At 61.1% G+C, this 18,333-nt stretch carries 16 protein-coding genes; 10 read left to right on the forward strand and 6 right to left on the reverse strand.

Translation table 11 applies throughout. The features are described 5' to 3' along the window. Positions 1 to 2 precede the first annotated feature (2 nt). From ADN01_RS07650 to ADN01_RS07665, 4 genes are all read right to left on the reverse strand, one after another. Positions 3 to 941 (reverse strand): carbohydrate kinase family protein, encoded by a 939-nt coding sequence (locus tag ADN01_RS07650; RefSeq protein ID WP_062418949.1) that lies wholly within the window; start codon positions 939 to 941, stop codon positions 3 to 5. An 11-nt stretch (positions 942 to 952) separates the two neighbouring features. Then, positions 953 to 1,765, reverse strand: coding sequence for a BtpA/SgcQ family protein (locus ADN01_RS07655; RefSeq protein ID WP_201778654.1), 813 nt, complete (start codon positions 1,763 to 1,765; stop codon positions 953 to 955). Between the two features lie 43 nt (positions 1,766 to 1,808). After that, positions 1,809 to 2,576, reverse strand: a complete 768-nt coding sequence (locus tag ADN01_RS07660) for a GntR family transcriptional regulator (RefSeq protein ID WP_062418950.1) — start codon at positions 2,574 to 2,576, stop codon at positions 1,809 to 1,811. A gap of 170 nt (positions 2,577 to 2,746) precedes the next feature. Continuing rightward, positions 2,747 to 3,559 carry a ZIP family metal transporter gene (locus ADN01_RS07665; protein ID WP_062418951.1) on the reverse strand — a complete coding sequence of 271 codons (813 nt, stop codon included), beginning with the start codon at positions 3,557 to 3,559 and terminating at the stop codon, positions 2,747 to 2,749. Between the two features lie 183 nt (positions 3,560 to 3,742). Here ADN01_RS07665 and ADN01_RS07670 point away from each other — a divergent pair, with 183 nt between their 5' ends. From ADN01_RS07670 to ADN01_RS07680, 3 genes are read left to right on the forward strand one after another with little or no spacing between them, the layout of a single operon-like run. Beyond that, positions 3,743 to 4,192, forward strand: coding sequence for a hypothetical protein (locus tag ADN01_RS07670; RefSeq protein WP_062418952.1), 450 nt, complete (start codon positions 3,743 to 3,745; stop codon positions 4,190 to 4,192). A gap of 12 nt (positions 4,193 to 4,204) precedes the next feature. Then, positions 4,205 to 6,874, forward strand: a complete 2,670-nt coding sequence (locus tag ADN01_RS07675; RefSeq protein WP_062418953.1) for a CBS domain-containing protein — start codon at positions 4,205 to 4,207, stop codon at positions 6,872 to 6,874. Between the two features lie 13 nt (positions 6,875 to 6,887). Beyond that, positions 6,888 to 7,430 (forward strand): GNAT family N-acetyltransferase, encoded by a 543-nt coding sequence (locus ADN01_RS07680; RefSeq protein ID WP_062418954.1) that lies wholly within the window; start codon positions 6,888 to 6,890, stop codon positions 7,428 to 7,430. On the opposite strand, the gene ADN01_RS07685 is transcribed toward ADN01_RS07680, so the two are convergent. Beyond that, on the reverse strand, positions 7,427 to 8,014 hold the full coding sequence (locus ADN01_RS07685; RefSeq protein WP_062418955.1) for a class I SAM-dependent methyltransferase: 588 nt from the start codon (positions 8,012 to 8,014) through the stop codon (positions 7,427 to 7,429). The two genes, ADN01_RS07680 and ADN01_RS07685, sit on opposite strands and share 4 nt — an antisense overlap. A 236-nt stretch (positions 8,015 to 8,250) precedes the next feature. Here ADN01_RS07685 and fusA point away from each other — a divergent pair, with 236 nt between their 5' ends. The 7 genes from fusA to ADN01_RS07720 all read left to right on the forward strand — a co-directional run bounded on the left by fusA (position 8,251) and on the right by ADN01_RS07720 (position 16,565). Beyond that, positions 8,251 to 10,323 carry an elongation factor G gene (fusA, locus tag ADN01_RS07690; RefSeq protein WP_062418956.1) on the forward strand — a complete coding sequence of 691 codons (2,073 nt, stop codon included), beginning with the start codon at positions 8,251 to 8,253 and terminating at the stop codon, positions 10,321 to 10,323. 125 nt (positions 10,324 to 10,448) lie between these two features. Further along, positions 10,449 to 10,778 carry a nucleotide pyrophosphohydrolase gene (locus tag ADN01_RS07695; RefSeq protein ID WP_062418957.1) on the forward strand — a complete coding sequence of 110 codons (330 nt, stop codon included), beginning with the start codon at positions 10,449 to 10,451 and terminating at the stop codon, positions 10,776 to 10,778. A gap of 9 nt (positions 10,779 to 10,787) precedes the next feature. Then, on the forward strand, positions 10,788 to 11,315 hold the full coding sequence (locus ADN01_RS07700) for an LOG family protein (RefSeq protein ID WP_062418958.1): 528 nt from the start codon (positions 10,788 to 10,790) through the stop codon (positions 11,313 to 11,315). 67 nt (positions 11,316 to 11,382) lie between these two features. Beyond that, positions 11,383 to 12,816, forward strand: coding sequence for a proline--tRNA ligase (proS, locus tag ADN01_RS07705; protein WP_062418959.1), 1,434 nt, complete (start codon positions 11,383 to 11,385; stop codon positions 12,814 to 12,816). 46 nt (positions 12,817 to 12,862) lie between these two features. Further along, positions 12,863 to 13,696, forward strand: a complete 834-nt coding sequence (locus ADN01_RS07710; protein ID WP_062418960.1) for a hypothetical protein — start codon at positions 12,863 to 12,865, stop codon at positions 13,694 to 13,696. 128 nt (positions 13,697 to 13,824) lie between these two features. Then, positions 13,825 to 14,097: a 30S ribosomal protein S15 gene (gene rpsO, locus ADN01_RS07715; RefSeq protein ID WP_062418961.1), complete on the forward strand. Its 273-nt coding sequence runs from the start codon at positions 13,825 to 13,827 to the stop codon at positions 14,095 to 14,097. 215 nt (positions 14,098 to 14,312) lie between these two features. Further along, positions 14,313 to 16,565: a polyribonucleotide nucleotidyltransferase gene (locus ADN01_RS07720; protein ID WP_062418962.1), complete on the forward strand. Its 2,253-nt coding sequence runs from the start codon at positions 14,313 to 14,315 to the stop codon at positions 16,563 to 16,565. An 87-nt stretch (positions 16,566 to 16,652) separates the two neighbouring features. Here the strand turns inward: ADN01_RS07720 and ADN01_RS07725 are convergent, their stop codons facing one another. Then, a complete protein-coding gene (locus tag ADN01_RS07725) occupies positions 16,653 to 18,266 on the reverse strand; it encodes a UDP-N-acetylmuramoyl-L-alanyl-D-glutamate--2,6-diaminopimelate ligase (RefSeq protein ID WP_160318398.1) in 1,614 nt (537 codons plus the stop codon). Positions 18,267 to 18,333: the final 67 nt, after the last annotated feature.

Here is an 18,333-nt window from a genome sequence, read left to right on the forward strand (position 1 = left end):
GATTACAACCGGTAGGCGGTCTCAATCGCCCGCTCTAGCCCTTCCACGGCCTCTGTGCGCAGTCCTGGCCGCCAGGAGGGAGTGCCGGGGGTGCGCACCACAAACATGGCTGAAATGGCTGCGTACGCGCCTGCCAAACGAGCTTCTCGGCCCAGCGCCCAGCCCACGCACAACCCGCCGCCGTAGGCGTTGCCCGCGCCGGTGGGGTCCACCGCCGCCACAGGCACCGGCGGGAGGCACCACATCTCGTCGTGCTCCCGATCCCACACATACGACCCGTGCGACCCGTGCCGTACCGCCACCAGGGCCGGGCCGAGTGTAGACCAATAACGCATCACCGTCAAGGGGTCATCGCTGCCGGCGATGCCGCTGGCCGCGGGCCAATCGGGCGTCACCGTGTCGGCCAGCCGCACCAGAGCCAGCATCTCCTCGCGGTTGCGCCAATCGTCCGACCAAATCAGCGGCTCCAGCGAAAAAATGCTGCCTGCCGCCTGCAAGGCCAGGGCATTTTGCACCATCGGCTCATCCGCGAACTCGGTGATGAGGTGAATGCAGCGCGGATTCTGGTAGTCCGCCGGCAGCCCGATTGGATGCACGATCAGTTTTTCAATCGCCAGGGTCAACCCCGCCAGATCCAGCCCCAACTGGGGGTCGTCTGCGCGGTATTCTGAATCGGTATACTGCAGCCCGCCGTGCGGCGTGGGGATGCCCGCAAAACGCACAACCCCCTGCAAATCCACCCCCACAGCCTCCAGCTCGGCCTGATTGCCCGCCGGAAAGTCATCCCCCACGCGCGAAAGCAGGCCGACCGAATCGTGCCAGACGCGCGCCCCAAAAGCCGCCTGCGGCCCGCCCCCGCCCAAAACCCGCCGCACCACGCGCCCATCCAACAGACGGATGCTGTCCAGGATGATTTTTCCGTAAATGGCAAAATCTATCATAGGCCCGATCTTTACCGCTCCAGTTGGCGCACCAGCTCCACATAGCGCCGCACTTTTTCCACATCCACCGCGCTGCCCCAACGGCCTTTTTCCAGGCAGCTGCCCACAAAAACCCCATCCGCTTCGGCCATGCGCCGCTGCACATTTTCGTGGTTGGTGAACCCGCCCAAAAAGACCGTCAGGCCAGGGTTGGCCGCCTTGATATCGCGCACCAGGGCCGCGTTTTGCGCCTCATCCGCATGGGCCACTTCCACCGCGTCGGCTCCCACCATCGCTGCCATGCGCGCCACCTCTGCCGCCGGTTTGGGTTCCCCGGCCCAATGGAAATGCATCCCCGATACCTCGGCCACCAGTTTCAGCCCCTGCGCGCCAATCGCCCGGCGGTAATTCAAAAACGCCAGCGGGTTGGCCTCCACCCTGCCAAACGGTGATTCCGTGCATCCCACCAGGGCCGTGCAGCGCAAAAAAGAGCCGCCCGCCACCCGGGCTGCCGCTGCCGAAGCGCTCAGTGCGTTCCACATGATCTGCACACCAATTTGAAAATCTTCACCGGTGGCCTGCGCCACCGCATGGGTGATCACCGCCACGCCGGCCGTACGTACCGGATCGGCCTCATCCTGAATGGGATAGACCTTATCCACCGTCTGAATCAAACAGCCGTCCGCGCCGCCTTCATACAAGGCGCGCGCATCCTGCACGGCCTTCTCCAGCGAACGCTCAAAATCGCCTTCCTGAAAGAAAGGCGTGCCCGGCATGGGCAGCAAATGCACCAGCCCAATCACCGCTTTTTTCTTCCCCAGTGATTCAAAATTTCGCATGGTCATCCCCGGTAAACTCACCCTCGCCCCCGGCTCCCATCCCTGGGCGCTACTCGGGCTGGATCGGCTCGCTCTTCAAGCGGTAAATACTGGTGGAAAACTGGAACATGTTCCCGTTGAACGTAGCAATACACACCTCAACGGGCACGTTCCCTTCGATGTAGCTCACCCCGCGAAAGTGGAAATGCGGAGACCCAGGGCGCACTTGCAGCATTTGCGCCACCTCGGGTGTGGCGGTGATGGGCACCAACGTGGCATCGTTGCGCACGACCGGCGCCCCCATTAATTCCTCATACAACTGATAAAAGGACGCCCGCTCCAGGTCGAATTTTTGCATCTTCAGCCCCAGCGACTCGCGCACCACGTTGGTCATGATCACCGCCGGGGTGTCGTTGACAAAGCGCAGGCGGCGAAAGCGGATGAAGCGGTGTTCCCGATCCGGCGGCAGCCCGAATTCGCGCGCGAGCGTATCGCTGCCGATCACCGGCTCCACCGACAGCAGCTTCGATTGGGTGTAATTCCCCGCGTCCTGAATGTTACGCGAAAAACCGCTGATCTTTTTGAGCGTGTCCTGATACTTCGGGTAGGTGATCAGGCTGCCTTTGCCTTGGATGCGCTTAATGAACCCCTCGCGTTCCAAATCGTCCAGGGCGCGCGTCACCGTGATGCGGCTGACGGCATGAGTCTCGCAGTAGGACTGTTCCGAGGGCAGCAAAGACCCCGGCGGCATATTCCCTTCCAAAATCTGGTCGCGGATGATCAATTTGAGCTGTTCATATAAAGGAACAGGGCTGTCACGGTGAATTTTTCCAGTCACACATACCCTCCCGAGGAAAAATAAGGTCGAAGCCGGGGACTGCGTGCAGCAGCGCTCCGGCTTAAGTTGCTATAGTAAGATTATAGCCCAACCTGGGGGGATGTCAAATCGGAAAAGGGGCAGGCATTTCTGCCTGCCCCTTCGGGTGTCAAATCGGACTTCCCACCAGCCTACCCCAAAGCCACATCCAGCAGCATCATCAGCGCAAAGCCCAGCATGGCCCCAATCGTTGAAATATCCGTGCTGCCTGTGCGCTGTGATTCAGGGATCAGCTCTTCAATCACCACGTAGATCATGGCTCCCGCTGCGAAAGCCAGCGCGTACGGCAGCAGCGGCCGGATAAAAATCACCAGCGCCGCCCCAAACACGCCCGCCATCGGCTCCACCACGCCCGAAAGCTGCCCATAAAAGAAGCTGCGCCAACGCGAAAAGCCCTCCCCCCGCAGCGGCATGGAGACCGCCAGACCTTCGGGGAAATTCTGCAGGCCAATACCGATCGCCAGCGCCACCGCCGAGGCCAGGGTCGCCGTGGGTATGCCCGCTGCCGCCGCACCAAAGGCCACCCCCACCGCCAGCCCTTCGGGGATATTGTGCAGGGTGATCGCCAGCACCAGCAGCACGCTGCGCTGCCAGGTGGTCTTCAAACCCTCGGCCTGATCCCGGGGCAGGTCCATGTGCAGGTGGGGCAGCAGCTTATCCACAGCGTACAAAAACCCGCCGCCCAACAGGAAACCAATCACCGCCGGAAGCCAGGCGATCTGCCCGTTATCCTCCGCCATAGCGATGGCCGGAGAGAGCAGCGACCAAAAACTGGCGGCGATCATCACCCCTGCCGCAAACCCCAGCATGGCGTTTAAGAACGAACGATTCACTTTCTTGGTGGTAAACACCACCGCCGCCCCCAGGGCCGTTAACCCCCAGGTAAACAGAGTGGCCAAGAGGGCCTGCAAAATTGGATTTAAAGAACCTAAGGTTTCTAACATACGGTTCAACTCCTTCGATAAAAGCGGTCACTTGATGCTACAATTCAGTGATTGTTATTCCTATCGTGCCATTGATTATAGTCATCCCAGCCAAAATTTCACCCCCTTTTAGGGTGATCTTTCGGAGCTTTCTCCAACAAAAAAGCCATTTTCAAAATGAGGTTTTCGGTATATAGTGAACCTATGTCAACCATCGGCCCAACCTCACTTTCGGTCATAGAAGGTCTTGCCCTGTGGCGTGCCCGGCCATTTGGAGACGCTCTGCGCCTGGATTTCGGTGCCGTCGTAGCAGATCCCTGCTGCGGGCGGCTCGATCAAACCCGCGGTTCTTATTATATTGAAGCCTCCGCCCCCTGGCACGCCCAGACCCCCCAGAACCAGGTCTGGCACGGCTCCGTCAGCGACCAAAGCGCCGCCGCCGCCCTCGCCAGCTATCTGGCAAGCTGCTCCGATTCCGACAACAGCGTCCAAACGGCCGCCCTCACCGCCGCCCATACTCTGCACATCCAGTTAGCCAGCGGTCTCACTCTGGAAATTGATTCGGCCGCCGTCCCAGGTGAAGAAGCCTGGCGCCTGGCCTCCGGCGAGCCCTACACCAGACCTCTGATCTTCACCCTGGATTTGCCAGGCTGAGAACCCGCAGCCATGCACCTCATTCTCACTCACGAACAGGCAGATTTCGACGGCATCGCCTCCCTCTTAGGCGCCGCCCTGCTCCACCCGCAGGCCGTGGCCCTCTTGCCGCGCCGCATGAACCGCAATGTGCGTTCATTCATTGACCTGTACGGCCAGGATCTGCCCTTCACCGAGAATCGAGATCTCCCCAACCGCCCCATTCAAACCATCACCCTGGTGGATACCCAGTCTCTGGCCACCCCCAAAGGCATGAGCGCCGCCACGCGGGTCAATGTCATCGATCATCATCCCCTGCGTCCCGACCTGCCCGCCGAATGGGAACAATCTCTGCACGAGCTGGGCGCCTGCACCACCACCTTCGTTCAAGCCCTGCAAGAGAAAGAGATCTCCCTGTCTTTCGTGCAGGCAACCTTGCTCCTGCTGGGCATCTACGAAGATACCGGCGCTCTGACCTACGCCAGCACGACCCCCCAGGATATCCGCGCCGCGGCTGACTTGCTCGAGCGCGGGGCCAGCCTGCGCATTTTGGCCAATTTTCTCAATCCGCCGCTCTCCCCTGAGCAGCGCAGCTTGCACGACCGCCTGCTGGCCTCAGCCCGCAGCCTGACCCTCAACCACCAGAATATCGTCATCGCCGCCGCCTCTGGGGAAGAGATGACCGAAGAAATCTCTTCCATCGCCCATAAACTGCGCGATTTCCTCGACCCCGACGCCCTCTTTCTGCTGGTGCAAACCAACGAAGGCATTCGCCTGGTGGCCCGCTCCACCACCGATCAAATTAACGTGGGTCAGGTGTCCGCGCATTTTGGCGGCGGCGGCCACGCCCGCGCGGCTGGGGCTCTCATCCATCCCGGCTCGCTCTCCCTCCAACCGGATGAATCCCCCTTGGAGGCAGTCTACCGCGAACTGAGCACCGTCCTTTCCCAACACGTCCGCCCGCCCATCACCGTGCGGCGGCTCATGTCACGCCGTCCCCTGGTGCTGAACCCTGAAACCTCGGCTCAGCACGCCGCGCACCTCATTCAACGCTACGGCTACGAAGGCTATCCCGTGGTGGAAAAAGGCCGCGTCATTGGGCTGCTCACCCGCCGCGCCGTAGACCGCGCCATCGCCCACAAACTCGACCTCAAAGTGGCCAGCCTGATGGACGCAGGCGAAGCCTCGGTTCACCCCCACGACACCATCGAACACTTGCAAAAAGTGATGGCTTCCACCGGCTGGGGACAGATCCCCGTCACCGACCCCGAAAGCGGCGAAGTCATCGGCATTGTCACCCGCACCGATCTGCTCAAGACTCTTGCGGGCGGTTCCCAGCCTGTTTCGGAGCGGCAGAATTACGCCCTGCGCCTTGAGGCTGCCCTGCCCCCTGCGCGTCTGTCTCTGCTGCGCGCCATCGCCGAAGAAGCCCACGGCCGCCGTCAGGCCGTTTACATCGTGGGTGGTTTTGTCCGCGACCTGCTCCTAGACCGCCCCAGCCTGGATTTTGACATCGTGGTCGAAGGGGATGCCATTCTGTTGGCCAACGCCCTGGCCGCCCGCTTGGGCGGGCGCGTGGTCAGCCATGCCCGTTTTGGCACCGCCAAATGGTGGATCGCTGAAACCCGCGCCGACCTTGTCCAGCGCCTGCCCGAAGACGGCCACCTGGACCCCCAGGACTTGCCCGAATTTTTGGATCTCATCACCGCCCGCACCGAATTCTACGACCATCCCACGGCCCTGCCCACCATTGAGCGCAGCAGCATCAAGCTGGATCTGCACCGCCGCGACTTCACCATCAACACCCTGGCCCTGCGCCTCGACGGTCATCATTACGGCGAACTGTACGATGACTGGGGCGGCTTGCTCGATCTGCGCCGCGGCTGGGTGCGCGTGCTGCACTCGCTCTCTTTTGTGGACGACCCCACCCGCATGATTCGCGCCGTGCGCTTTGAGCAGCGTTTCCATTTTAAAATCGAGCCGCGCACCCAGCAGTTGATGAGCGAGGCGCTGCCCCTGCTGCGCCAGCTCTCCGGCGCGCGCCTGCGCCACGAGATGGACCTCATCCTGGCCGAAACCAACGCCCACCTCATGCTCACCCGCCTGGAAGAACTCGGCCTGCTGCAGGCCGTTCACCCCAGCCTCACTTACACCCCCGCCATGCAGCCTGCCCTGCTGACCGCTCTGCAAACCACACCCTCCGCGGATTGGCAGCTCCCCGACTTCCACAGCGGCCTCTCCACCCCTCAGCGCCTGGCTTATGCCGTGTGGATGCTCCAGCTTCCTTCTCAGGCGCTCATCCCCATCGCCGACCGCCTGCGTTTTCCGGCGGATCTCACCGCCGCCGTTCACGCAGCCCAGCGCCTCTCGGAACGCTGTGATGCCGTCAGCGCACAATCGCCCAGCCAGATCAGCGAAGAGTTGGATAAAGTCCCCCCCCTGGGGCGCTATGCCCTGTATCTCACCTGCTCCAGCCCTCAGGCTCGCCAGCTCTTGGAAACCTACACGCAGATCTGGTCTAAGGTTCAGCCCACCCTCAGTGGCGACGATCTGCGCGCCCGCGGCTTGCCCCCGGGCCCGCTTTACCGCCAAATTCTCACCATGCTGCGCGCCGCCTGGCTCGACCAGCACATTCATACACCCGCCGAGGAATGGCCTCTGGTGGAAGCCTGGCTGAAAGCTCACCCCCTGCCTGCAGAGTAAGGATCGCGTCCTCATGCAGCCCTCACCCCCCCACCCGCTCCACGCCCAACCCGCCTGGCTCTCCGGCGTGATCATCCGCCGGGCGGTCTTCACCGACCTGGCCCGCATGGAATGGGAAGGGCAGTACCAGCATTTCCGCAACGTCTATGCCGAAGCCTACCGCCGCGCTCGCGACGGGCTGTCGGTGCTGTGGGTGGCGGATCTGCCGGAGGTGGGCCTGATCGGGCAGGTCTTTATTCAATTCATCTGCGATCGTTTGGAACTGGCTGACGGCGTGGACCGCGCCTATCTCTATGGTTTTCGCATTCGCCCCACCTACCGCGATGCCGGCCTGGGCTCGCGCATGATGGAAATAGTCGAAGACGATCTGCGCAGCCGCTGCTTCCGCTATTTAACGCTGAACGTGGCTAAAGACAATTTTCGCGCCATCCGCCTATACACCCAAAAGGGCTACCACATCGTTGCGCATGAACCCGGCATCTGGTCTTACCCCGACCATAACGGCGAATGGCAGACTGTGGAAGAACCCGCCTGGCGCATGGAAAAAAAGCTTTAGCCCTCGGTCTTCGCGAACACAAACCAGGTTGAAGGCTGCCCGGCATGTTCCCAGCCGTCCGCGCGCTGCACCAGCCGGAAACGCTCTTGAATGCGTGCGATCCCCTCGGCATTCACCCCCATCCCTGCTCCCACCTGAATCCAGGCATACAGCAAGAATTCTCCTCCAGGGGTCAAAAGCTGCTCCAATCGGTCTAAAACTGCCTGCTGCCCCTGCGGCGAAAGGGTGTGAAAGCAGCCGATATCCAAAACCAGATCAAACGGCCCTTCCACCCCCTCCAGACGAGTCACATCACCGGTCAAAAAGCGCACCCGCCCCTGCACTCCCGCCTGGGCTGCCCGCTGCCGCGCCCGCCCCACCGCGCGCAGCGCAAAATCAACCCCCACCACCTCCCAGCCCGCCCGGCCCAAACGCACAGCGTTCAGCCCGCTGCCGCAGCCCAGTTCCAGCGCCCGCCCAGCCGGGTGCTGCTGCACATAGGCTTCCACCTCCGGTGGGGTCATTTCTGTATCCCACGGAGGCCGCTGCAAATACCAACCGTTAAACAGCAGCCATTTTCTCCAGCGTTCCAGAATGATCTTCATCTTCAAATGCTCCTGTCCATGTGTACCGAAAAGCCCCAAAAACGCGCCAAATATCATCTTTTAAGGAATCCACTAAGCGATTTCGCTCACTCTGTCAACCCAAAACCGCTAACTCTTGATATAATAATAAGGTTTGCACCCCCAGTCACGTACCTGTCTTCTGTAGACAGGACCCACGACTTTCTTAACATTTGCGAGTCACTAAACTCCAGTTTGAAAAGAGAAGGATTGGATTCATGAAAGAGTATACCGCCGAATTTATCCGCAATGTTGCTCTGGTCTCCCATTCCAGCGCTGGGAAGACCATGCTGACTGAGGCGTTCCTGCATTTCACAGGCGCCACCACACGCATGGGCAAGATCGAAGATGGCACCACCGCCTCCGACTACGATGATGAAGAACATCGCCGCGGCATCTCCCTCTACACCACGGTCATCCCGATCGAATACAAAGATGTTAAGATTAACCTGCTGGATACGCCGGGTTACACGGACTTTGTCGGCGAGGTCATCTCCGCCTTACGCGTTGCGGATGCGGCCGTCGTGCTTTTAGACTCGGTCTCTGGCCGCGAAGTCGGCACGGAAATCGCCTGGAACTACTGCAACGAATTCAAACTGCCGCGCTTCCTGGTCGTCAACAAGATGAACCGCGAAAACGCCAACTTCCAGAAGGCCCTGGCCACCATGGAAGAGTATTCCGATATTCGCCTCATCCCCGTTCAGCTCCCCTGGGGTGAAAAAGCCGACTTCCAGGGCGTCATTGACCTGCTCTCCCTGAAAGCTTACAAGGGCGACGGCAAAACCGTGGTGGATATCCCCGCCGAGTACAAAGACGCCGCCGAAAGCGCCCACACCGCCCTGGTGGAAGCCGCTGCCGAAGGCGAAGATGAACTCCTGGAAAAATATCTGGAAACCGGCGAACTGACCCAAGAAGAGGTCATTCGCGGCTTCCGCAAAGCCATCATCAACGGCAGCTTCGTGCCTGTGCTGGTTTCCGCCGGCACCGCCATGATCGGCCTGGCTCCCCTGCTCGATGCCATCATCAACTTCCTGCCCTCGCCCAAGGACGTTCCCCCAGCCAAAGCTGCCGGGAAATCCGGTGAAGAGACCCTCGAAGCGGTGGATTCTGGCCCGTTGGCCGCTTATGTGTGGAAAACCACCGCTGACCCCTTTGTGGGCAAGCAGACCTTCTTCCGCGTTTACTCCGGCATGATCTCGGCCGATTCCCGCGTTTGGAACCCCAAGCACAATAACGAAGAACGCATCGGTTCCGCCTTCATCTCCCGCGGCAAAGAGACCATCAACGTCAAGCTGATCCACGCTGGTGATATTGGCCAGGTAGCCAAGCTGGGCGAAACCGTCACAGGCGACACCCTGTGCGACCGTGCCCACGTCCTCAGCCTGCCGATCCCCACCTACCCCAACGCTCTCTTCCGTGTGGCCGTCAACCCCAAGACCCAGGCCGACTCCACCAAAATTAGCTCCACCCTCACCCGCCTGTGCGAAGAGGATATGACCCTCTCTTGGATGATGGAACCCGCTACCTCGCAGACCATTCTGCAGGGCATGGGCGACCAGCACATCGAAGTCGCCGTACGCCGCGCCGAAGCCAAATTCCAGGTCAGCCTGCTCACCGATATTCCCCGCGTTCCCTTCCGCGAAACCATCACCAAGAAGGGCCAGGCCATGTACCGCCACAAGAAACAGACCGGCGGTTCGGGCCAGTTCGGCGAAGTCCACCTGCGTGTGGAGCCCGCCCCCAACGGCGAATTTGAACTGGTGAACGACATTTTCGGCGGTGCCATCTCCGCTTCCTACCTGCCCGCCATCGAAAAAGGTATCCGCAGCACCATGAAAGAAGGCATCCTGGCCGGCTATCCGGTGCACAGCATCCGTGTGTCGGTCTTCGACGGTAAGGAACACCCCGTCGACTCCAAACCGATCGCCTTCGAAATCGCTGGCCGCGAAGCCTTCAAACTGGCCTTCGCCGAAGCCGGCCCCGTGCTGGAAGAACCCATCATGATGGTCAAGATCATCGTCCCCGAAGCCAACATGGGCGACGTCCTCGGCGATCTGAACACTCGCCGTGCGCGTGTGATGGGCATGGAGACCGAAAAAGGCCACTCCATCGTCAACGCCACCGTCCCGCTGGCCGAAATGCAGCGCTACACCACCCAGCTCCGCTCCATCACCGGCGGCCGCGGTATCTTCGAGATGACCTTCAACTCTTATGAAACCGTCCCGGCGCACATTGCCCAAGAGGTGATCGCCGCGCGCCAGAAGGAAATTCAGGACAAGAAGGACGAATAACCCTTCTTCCCCCAAAAACCAAAGGCTGGGTGGGCGATCTCGACCCACCCAGCTTTTTCGTAAGCAAACGTTTGCGATTATAATAGACCCATTCACCGGCAGACCCGCCGAGAGGGAAGCGAAACATGCAACTGCAAGAGTTAACCCAGGCGATGGACGATTTGGTGCGCACCAAGGGCTGGTATCAGCCCCACAGTCAGCGTCCGCAGACCCCGCGCAATATCGCCATCTCCCTCTCTTTAGAAGCCGCTGAGGTGTTGGAGCACTTCCAATGGACTGACAGCGTCCAAGACCGTGAAGCCCTGGCTTCTGAACTGGCGGATGTCACCCTCTATCTGCTCCAGCTGGCCAAGATTGCTGACATCAATCTGGAACAGGCCGTGCTGCAAAAAATTGCCCAGAACTACCAGCGCACCTGGGATCAGAACCCGGCCGGGTCCACCGGCCAATCTTAAGGACTCTTCATGAAAATTACGGTATTTGGCAGCGCCTCGCCCCGCCCCGAAACCCCGGCTTATGACGAAGCTCTTCGCCTGGGGCTGCTCTTAGGCCAGGCCGGACACACCGTGCTCACCGGCGGCTACATGGGCACGATGGAGGCGGTCTCGCGCGGCGCTGCGCAGGCTGGAGCCAAAGTCATCGGCGTGACCTGCACGGAGATCGAGCAGTGGCGGCCCATCCAGGCTAACCCCTGGGTCAACGAAGAATGGCGCATGCCCACCCTCGCCGAACGGCTGGATCAGCTCATCACCCAATGCGATGCCGCCCTGGCCCTATCGGGCGGAGCCGGAACCCTGGCTGAAATTGCCCTCATGTGGAACCGGCTGATCATCGGGTCACTTCCTCCCCGCCCGCTGATCCTCATCGGCCCCGCCTGGCACGCTGTCTTCGACGCCCTCTACACCCATCAAAACGGCTCGCTGGGCGAACGCGAAAAGCAGTGGATCCGCTTTGCCGACACGGTGGACCAAGCCGCCGCCTTGCTTGCCTGATTTCTTTCATCCAACTGCGGCTCCGGCCGCCCGAAAAAAGTAAACTTGACGAAAGCAGAGTACCAACATGAGCGAAGATAAACTGACCCCCCGCGCCGAGAATTATTCTGAATGGTACAACCAGCTGGTGCAGCGCGCCGAGCTGGCCGATTACGCCCCTGTCCGCGGCTGTATGGTGGTGCGCCCCTACGGTTGGGCCTTATGGGAAAATATCCAGCAGGCTCTGGACGGCCGCTTCAAAGCCACCGGCCATGTCAACGCCTCCTTCCCCCTCTTCATCCCCATGTCCTTCCTGGAAAAAGAGAAAGAGCATGTGGAAGGCTTCTCCCCCGAGCTGGCCGTGGTCACCATCGGCGGCGGGCAAACCCTGGAAGAGCCTCTGGTGGTGCGCCCCACCTCTGAAACCATCATCGGCCACATGTATTCCAAGTGGATCAAATCCTACCGCGACTTGCCCGTCCTGATCAACCAATGGGCCAACGTCGTCCGCTGGGAAATGCGCACCCGCCTCTTCTTGCGCACCCTGGAATTCTTCTGGCAAGAAGGCCACACCGCCCACGCCACCGCCCAGGAAGCCGAAGAAGAAACCCGCCGCATCCTCGACCTATACACCGATTTCGCCGTCAACGAAGCCGCCGTGCCGGTCGTGCCGGGCCTCAAATCCAAGACTGAGAAGTTCGCGGGCGCCCTGCATTCCTATTCCATCGAAGCCATGATGGGCGACACCAAAGCCCTCCAATCCGGCACCTCGCACAACCTCGGCCAGAACTTCGCCAAGGCCTTTGAAATTCAATATCTCGACCAGAACAACCAGCTCCAGCACTGCTGGACCACCTCCTGGGGTGTTTCCACCCGCTTCGTCGGCGCCATCATCATGACCCACGGCGACGATCAGGGCCTGATTTTGCCCCCGCGCCTGGCCCCCATCCAGATCGTCATCGTGCCCATCTTCCGCTCAGACGAAGAATTCTCCCTGGTCATGCCCGTGGTCGAGCAGGTCAAAGCCGCCCTGGCGGGTTTCCGCGTCAAAGTGGACGACCGCAGCGAAGTGACTCCCGGCTTTAAATATCACGATTGGGAAATGCGCGGCGTGCCTCTGCGCCTGGAAATTGGTCCCAAAGATGTGCAAAACGGAACCGTCATGGCCGCCCGCCGCGACATCCCCGGCAAAGCCGGTAAGACCCTCATTCAACAGGATCAAATCGCCGCCCAGGTCAGCGAACTGCTCAAGACCATTCAGGCCAGCCTGCTCCAGCGCGCCACCGAATTCCGCGACAGCAACATCCACGAGCCGAAGGACTACGCCGACCTGCAAAATATCGTGCAGAACGGCTGGGCCTACGCCTGGTGGTGTGAAGACGCCGCCTGCGAAGCCAAGGTGAAAGAAGATACCAAGGCTACCACGCGCTGTATCCCCCTGGATCAGGAAGGCGGATCCGGCCGCTGCATCGTCTGCGGTCAGCCCGCTGCCCGCAAAGTGTATTTCGCCCGCGCCTACTAAAGCACCCCTGGGGGGCGGTGAGCACTCACCGCCCCCCTTTTTCCCCATGCCCGCCGTACAGCTCACCCGCCTCCGCACTCAGCTGCAAGACCTCCGCTGGCACTTCACCCAGCCGGAAGCCTATGCCGCTGCCCTGCGCGGCTTATTTGAGGAATATTCCGACCTGACCTACCGGCCCAGTCCGGCGCTTCAGTCTGCGAATATTCTGCCCTCCTTCCACATTCCGCCGGTCATCCTGCAGCAGCTTGAACTCAGCCTTTTCCCCCTCATCCAGGAAAATCCATCGGCTGCCCTGGCGGTGGCGGATGCGCTTTGGCGCGACGATCACATTGAAATGCGCCGCAGCGCTGCTTACATCTTAGGTCAAACCCCCACCAGCCACCTGAACGAGGTGCTCAACCGCCTCACCCTGTGGTGCCGCCCCCAGGAGGCCCGCACCTATCTGGAAGCCCTGCTCACTCTCGGCAGCCAGCGTCTGCGGCGCGAAGCCCCCAAAGCCTACCTCAATTTGATCTACACCTGGTTGGAAGACCCTGCTCCCGCCGCCAAATCATTGGGGCTGCTGGCTCTGCACGGCCTGGTGCAGGATATCTCCTTTGAAAACCTGCCCCTGCTCTACCCCCTCCTGACCTCCCCCCTGCAAAAGGCCCCCAACGCTCTGCATGCTGAATTGCAGCAGGTGGTCAAAGCCCTCATGCACCGTTCCCCCAACGAAACCACCTTCTACCTGCGCCAGGTGCTGGGCACAGCCTCCGCCGACAGCCCCGTCCAGCGCATTGTCCGCCGCCTTCTGCCAACTTTCTCCCCCGAAACGCAGGAAAAGCTGCGCCCCCTGCTGCATTCCAGCCTGAGCGCCGCCGATGAGCTGCCCTCCGCCTGAGACGCGTGGATATTATCTTCCCCCCCTCCCAATTCTCTGGTATAATGATGGTCTGACTGGTCCTCTCCGCGGGTACGCCTGCGGTTAAGGAGACTTGCTACATATTTTTTCAAGGAGAAAGCAGCGTCATGCCTCTGTCTAAAGAAGAGAAATCCAAACTGATCGGTGATTACAAGAAGCACGATACGGACACCGGTTCCCCCGAAGTCCAGATCGCCTTGCTCACCAAGCGCATCGTCCAGCTCACCGAGCACCTGCGCGCCAACGAGCACGATGAATCCTCGCGCCGCGGCCTGCTCAAGCTGGTCGGTCAGCGCCGCCGTCTGCTGTACTACGTGCGCGGCAAAGATTTTGCCCGCTACCTGGCCATTACCGAACGCCTCAACCTACGCCAGAAGTAAACAGCGTCCATCAACGGGTAGATGGAGACAACTTCATCTACCCGTTTTTATTCAACCCCCAGGAGGTTCCCCAGAAAACGTCACTTTTGTCCTTAGGCCGCATCGAATGAAATAACATAAGCCGCCGTTGGTTGGGAATTGAGATCTGCTGAGAAACTGCGTTCTCGGTCGCTCTCAGTCCCTAACCAGGCGGGATTTATAGGGAGACTATAAAAATGAAACCAGAAGCAAAACAATACACCGCCGTTGTAGGTGGTCGTGAAATCGTGTTTGAAACCGGAAAACTGGCCCACCAGGCAGGCGGGGCCGTTACCGTTACTTTGGGTGAATCGGTCGTCTTTGGCGCCGCCACCATGAGCGCCAAGCCCCGCCTGGGGTTGGATTTCTTCCCCCTCTCCGTGGAATACGAAGAGCGCATGTACGCGGGCGGGCGCATTCCCGGCTCGTTCTTCCGCCGCGAAGGCCGCCCCAGCGAAGATTCCATCCTGGTTGCCCGCCTCACAGACCGCCCTCTGCGCCCCCTCTTCAACCAGGAAATGCGCAACGACGTGCAGGTCATCCTCTATTCCTTCTCCGCTGACCCGGAAAATCCCCTCGATATTCTGGCCACCAACGCTGCTTCCGCCGCATTGATGATCTCCGATATCCCCTGGGGCGGGCCGGTGGGCGCGGTGCGCGTGGGCCTCATTGACGGCGAATTTGTCATCAACCCCACCTTCAGCGAAATGGAAAAATCCACCCTCAACCTGCGCCTGGCCGGAACCAAAGATGCCATCCTCATGGTGGAATGCGGCGCCGAAGAGATCAGCGAAGAGGTCATGGTCAAAGCCCTCATCGCCGGTCACCAGGCCATTCAGCCCCTGGTTGAGGTGCAGGCCCGCATGGCCGCCGAGATCGGCAAAGCCAAGCGCGAAGTGACCCTCTACACCCTCGATGCCGGTATGGTGGAAAAAGCTGCCGAGCTGTTCGCCCAGCGTATCGAAGACGTTCTCGACGCCCCCCACACCAAAGCCGAAATGTACGCGGCCGTGGATGAAATGGAAGCCGAAGCTGTTGCGCAGTTCGCCGGAGAGGATGAAACCCTCGTCGGCCAGGCCAAAGAAGCCTTCCACGCCGTTTACAAGCGCGTCATTCGCGACCGCATCACCAACCGCCACATCCGCCCGGACGGCCGCGGCATCACCGAGATCCGCCCCATCTGGTGCGAAGTTGGCGTCAGCCCGCGCGCCCACGGCTCCGGCCTCTTCACCCGCGGTGAAACCCAGGTGCTCACTCTGGCCACCCTCGGCACGCCCAAAGAAGCGCAGGAAATTGACAGCCTCACCCCCACCGATTCCAAGCGCTATATGCACCACTACAACTTCCCGCCCTTCTGCACCGGCGAGGTGAAGCCTCTGCGCGGATCTTCCCGCCGCGAAATTGGCCACGGTGCGCTGGCCGAACGGGCCCTCCTGCCTGTTTTGCCCTCCGAAGCCGAATTCCCCTACACCCTGCGCCTGGTCTCCGAAGTGCTGGCCTCTAACGGCTCCTCTTCGATGGCCTCGGTGTGCGGTTCAACCCTGGCCCTCATGGACACCGGCGTGCCGATTAAAGCCCCCGTGGCGGGCATCGCTATGGGTCTCATCAAAGAAGGCGACAGCTACGTCATCCTCACCGACATCCAGGGCGCCGAAGATCACGAAGGCGATATGGACTTCAAGGTGGCCGGAACCGACAAGGGCATCACCGCCCTGCAGATGGACATCAAGATCACCGGCATCACGCCTGAGATCATGACCGAAGCCCTCGCCCAGGCGCATGAAGCCCGCCTGAATATCCTCGATCAAATGCTGGCCGTCATCCCCGCCCCGCGCCCCGACCTGAAGCCCCACGCGCCGCGCATCACCACCGTCAAGATCCCGGTGGATAAGATCGGCGCCATCATCGGCCCCGGCGGAAAGATGATCCGCGCCATCCAGGAAGAGACCAACACCAAGATCGACATCTCCGACGACGGCACGGTCTTCATTGCGGCCACCAGCGGCGAAAACGAAGCCGCCGCCCGCGAACGCATCCTCGGCCTCACCGAAACCGCCCAGATCGGCCGCATCTACACCGGCAAGGTCGTGCGCATCACCGATTTCGGCGCCTTTGTCGAAATCCTTCCCAACATGGACGGCCTGGTGCACATCTCCCAGCTGGACACCGAGCGCGTGCGCAGCGTGGAAGATGTCGTCTCCATCGGCGATGAGATCACCGTCATGGTCACGGCCATTGACGAAAACGGCAAGATCCGCCTGTCCCGCACCGCGGTGCTGGAAGGCTGGACCCCCGAAGAAGCCCTCGAACACGATCAGCCCAAGCGCCCCTCCGGCGGCGACCGTGGTGGTGATCGCGGCGGGCGTCCCTTCAACGGCAGCCGCGGCGGCGACCGCGGAGGTCGCGGCGGCAGCGGCGGTCGTGGTGACCGCGGCGGCTCCCGGCGCTAAACTGCTTTTGCAATAGAATTCAAAACCGGTGCTTTCAGCTTCGAAAGCACCGGTTCTTTTTATGTTGGTTTCGCCTGCGCCCAGGTCTCACACCTCAGGCAGCAGCGGCATAGACGGCCCCTCCACCCCCAGGTGTTCCGCCAGCGCCGAACGCAGCGCCGTACGGTCGTCCCACGGGTATTCCACCGTCCCAAAGCACATAGACTGCTCATGCCCCTTGCCGCAGGCCATGACCACATCCCCAGGCCGCGCCAAAGCCACCCCCGCGCGCAGCGCAGCCCGCCGGTCGGCCACCCGCCAAAAGGTCTCCCCCTCCACGCCGCCCGTGTCCCGTGCAGCCTGGGCCATTTCTTCCAAAATATCATCCAGCGACTCGGTGCGCGGATCCTCCGCGGTTAACACCGTGAAATCTGCCAGTTTGGCCGAAACCTCGGCCATCATGCGCCGCTTTTGCCGGTCGCGCAGGCCCGCCGAGCCAAAAATGGCAATCACCCGCCCCTGGGTCATCTCGCGTGCCGCCCGCAGCGCGCTTTCCAGCGCAAAGGGTGTGTGGGCAAAATCCACAATGGCGGTGAAATCCTGCCCCAGGTCAATCCGTTCCATCCGCCCGGGGATAGCCGCCAGCTGGCGCACCCCCTCGGCCGCATCCTCCGGTGCAATCCCCAGCCCAAAGACACACGCGCTCAGCGCCGCCAGGATGTTGGCGATGTTAAACGCCCCCACCAGGTGCGAATCGATCTTCACGCGAAAATCGCGGCTCACCGCCCAAAAATGCAGCCCGCTGGCGTCATAGTGAATATCCTCAGCCCACAGGTCAGCCCCGGCATCCGCCCGCAGACTGTAACCCACCTGCCGTGCCGAGGTCACCGCCTGCAAATAGCTGTAAGAACGGTCGTCGCAGTTCAGCACCGCCAGGCGCGGGTTGCCCTGCGCCTTCACGCTGGTTTCGCTCAGGCTGGTGAACAGGCGCGCCTTGGCCGCCCGGTAGGCCTCATAATTCCCGTGGTAATCCAGATGTTCGTGGGTGATGTTGGTCACCACCGCCACATCAAATTCACAGGCACTCACCCGGTGCTGGGCCAGGCCGTGCGAGGTTGATTCCAGCACCACATGGGTCAGCCCCGCCGCCACCATGCGCGCCAGATACCGCTGCACCTCCGGGGCCTCCGGCGTGGTCACGTGAAAGCCCGTGTCCAGCGTTTCACTGCCAATCTGGGCGTTGACGGTCGAGATCATCCCCGCCCATTTGCGCCCCGCCAGCAGCATGTGGTAAATCAGGTTCGACGTGGTGGTTTTCCCGTCCGTACCGGTCACCCCCACCACCGTCATCTGCCGCGCCGGATAGTCGTAGAACGCCGCCGAAAGGTAAGCCAGTGCCTCGCGCGGTTCCACCACCTGCACATACGGCACGCCCGGTTCCAACCCGGCCTGCATGCCCACCACCGCGCTGGCCCCGCGCTCCACCGCGTCTGCAATAAAGCGGTGTCCGTCCACAGAGCCGCCCTGCAGGGCCACAAACACATAGCCCGGCTGCACCGCCCGCGAATCAAACACCACGCCGGTGACAGGCGTTTCGGGGATCAGCGCCGGGGACAACACCGCCAGCGGAAACCCCTGAAACAACTGAGCCAGGTTTTTCTTCACAAAGCCAGTCACATCTTCTCCTTCTTGATCCGTCGTCCGCTTGTCCTGCGTTTTCATTCCCATTGTACCATCCCCAAAAAGCCTCAGAACCACGTGCTTAAAGCAACACACTTTGGCAGAACGG

The sequence above is a fragment of the Levilinea saccharolytica genome, assembly GCF_001306035.1.
GTDB classification, from domain to species: Bacteria; Chloroflexota; Anaerolineae; order Anaerolineales; family Anaerolineaceae; genus Levilinea; species Levilinea saccharolytica.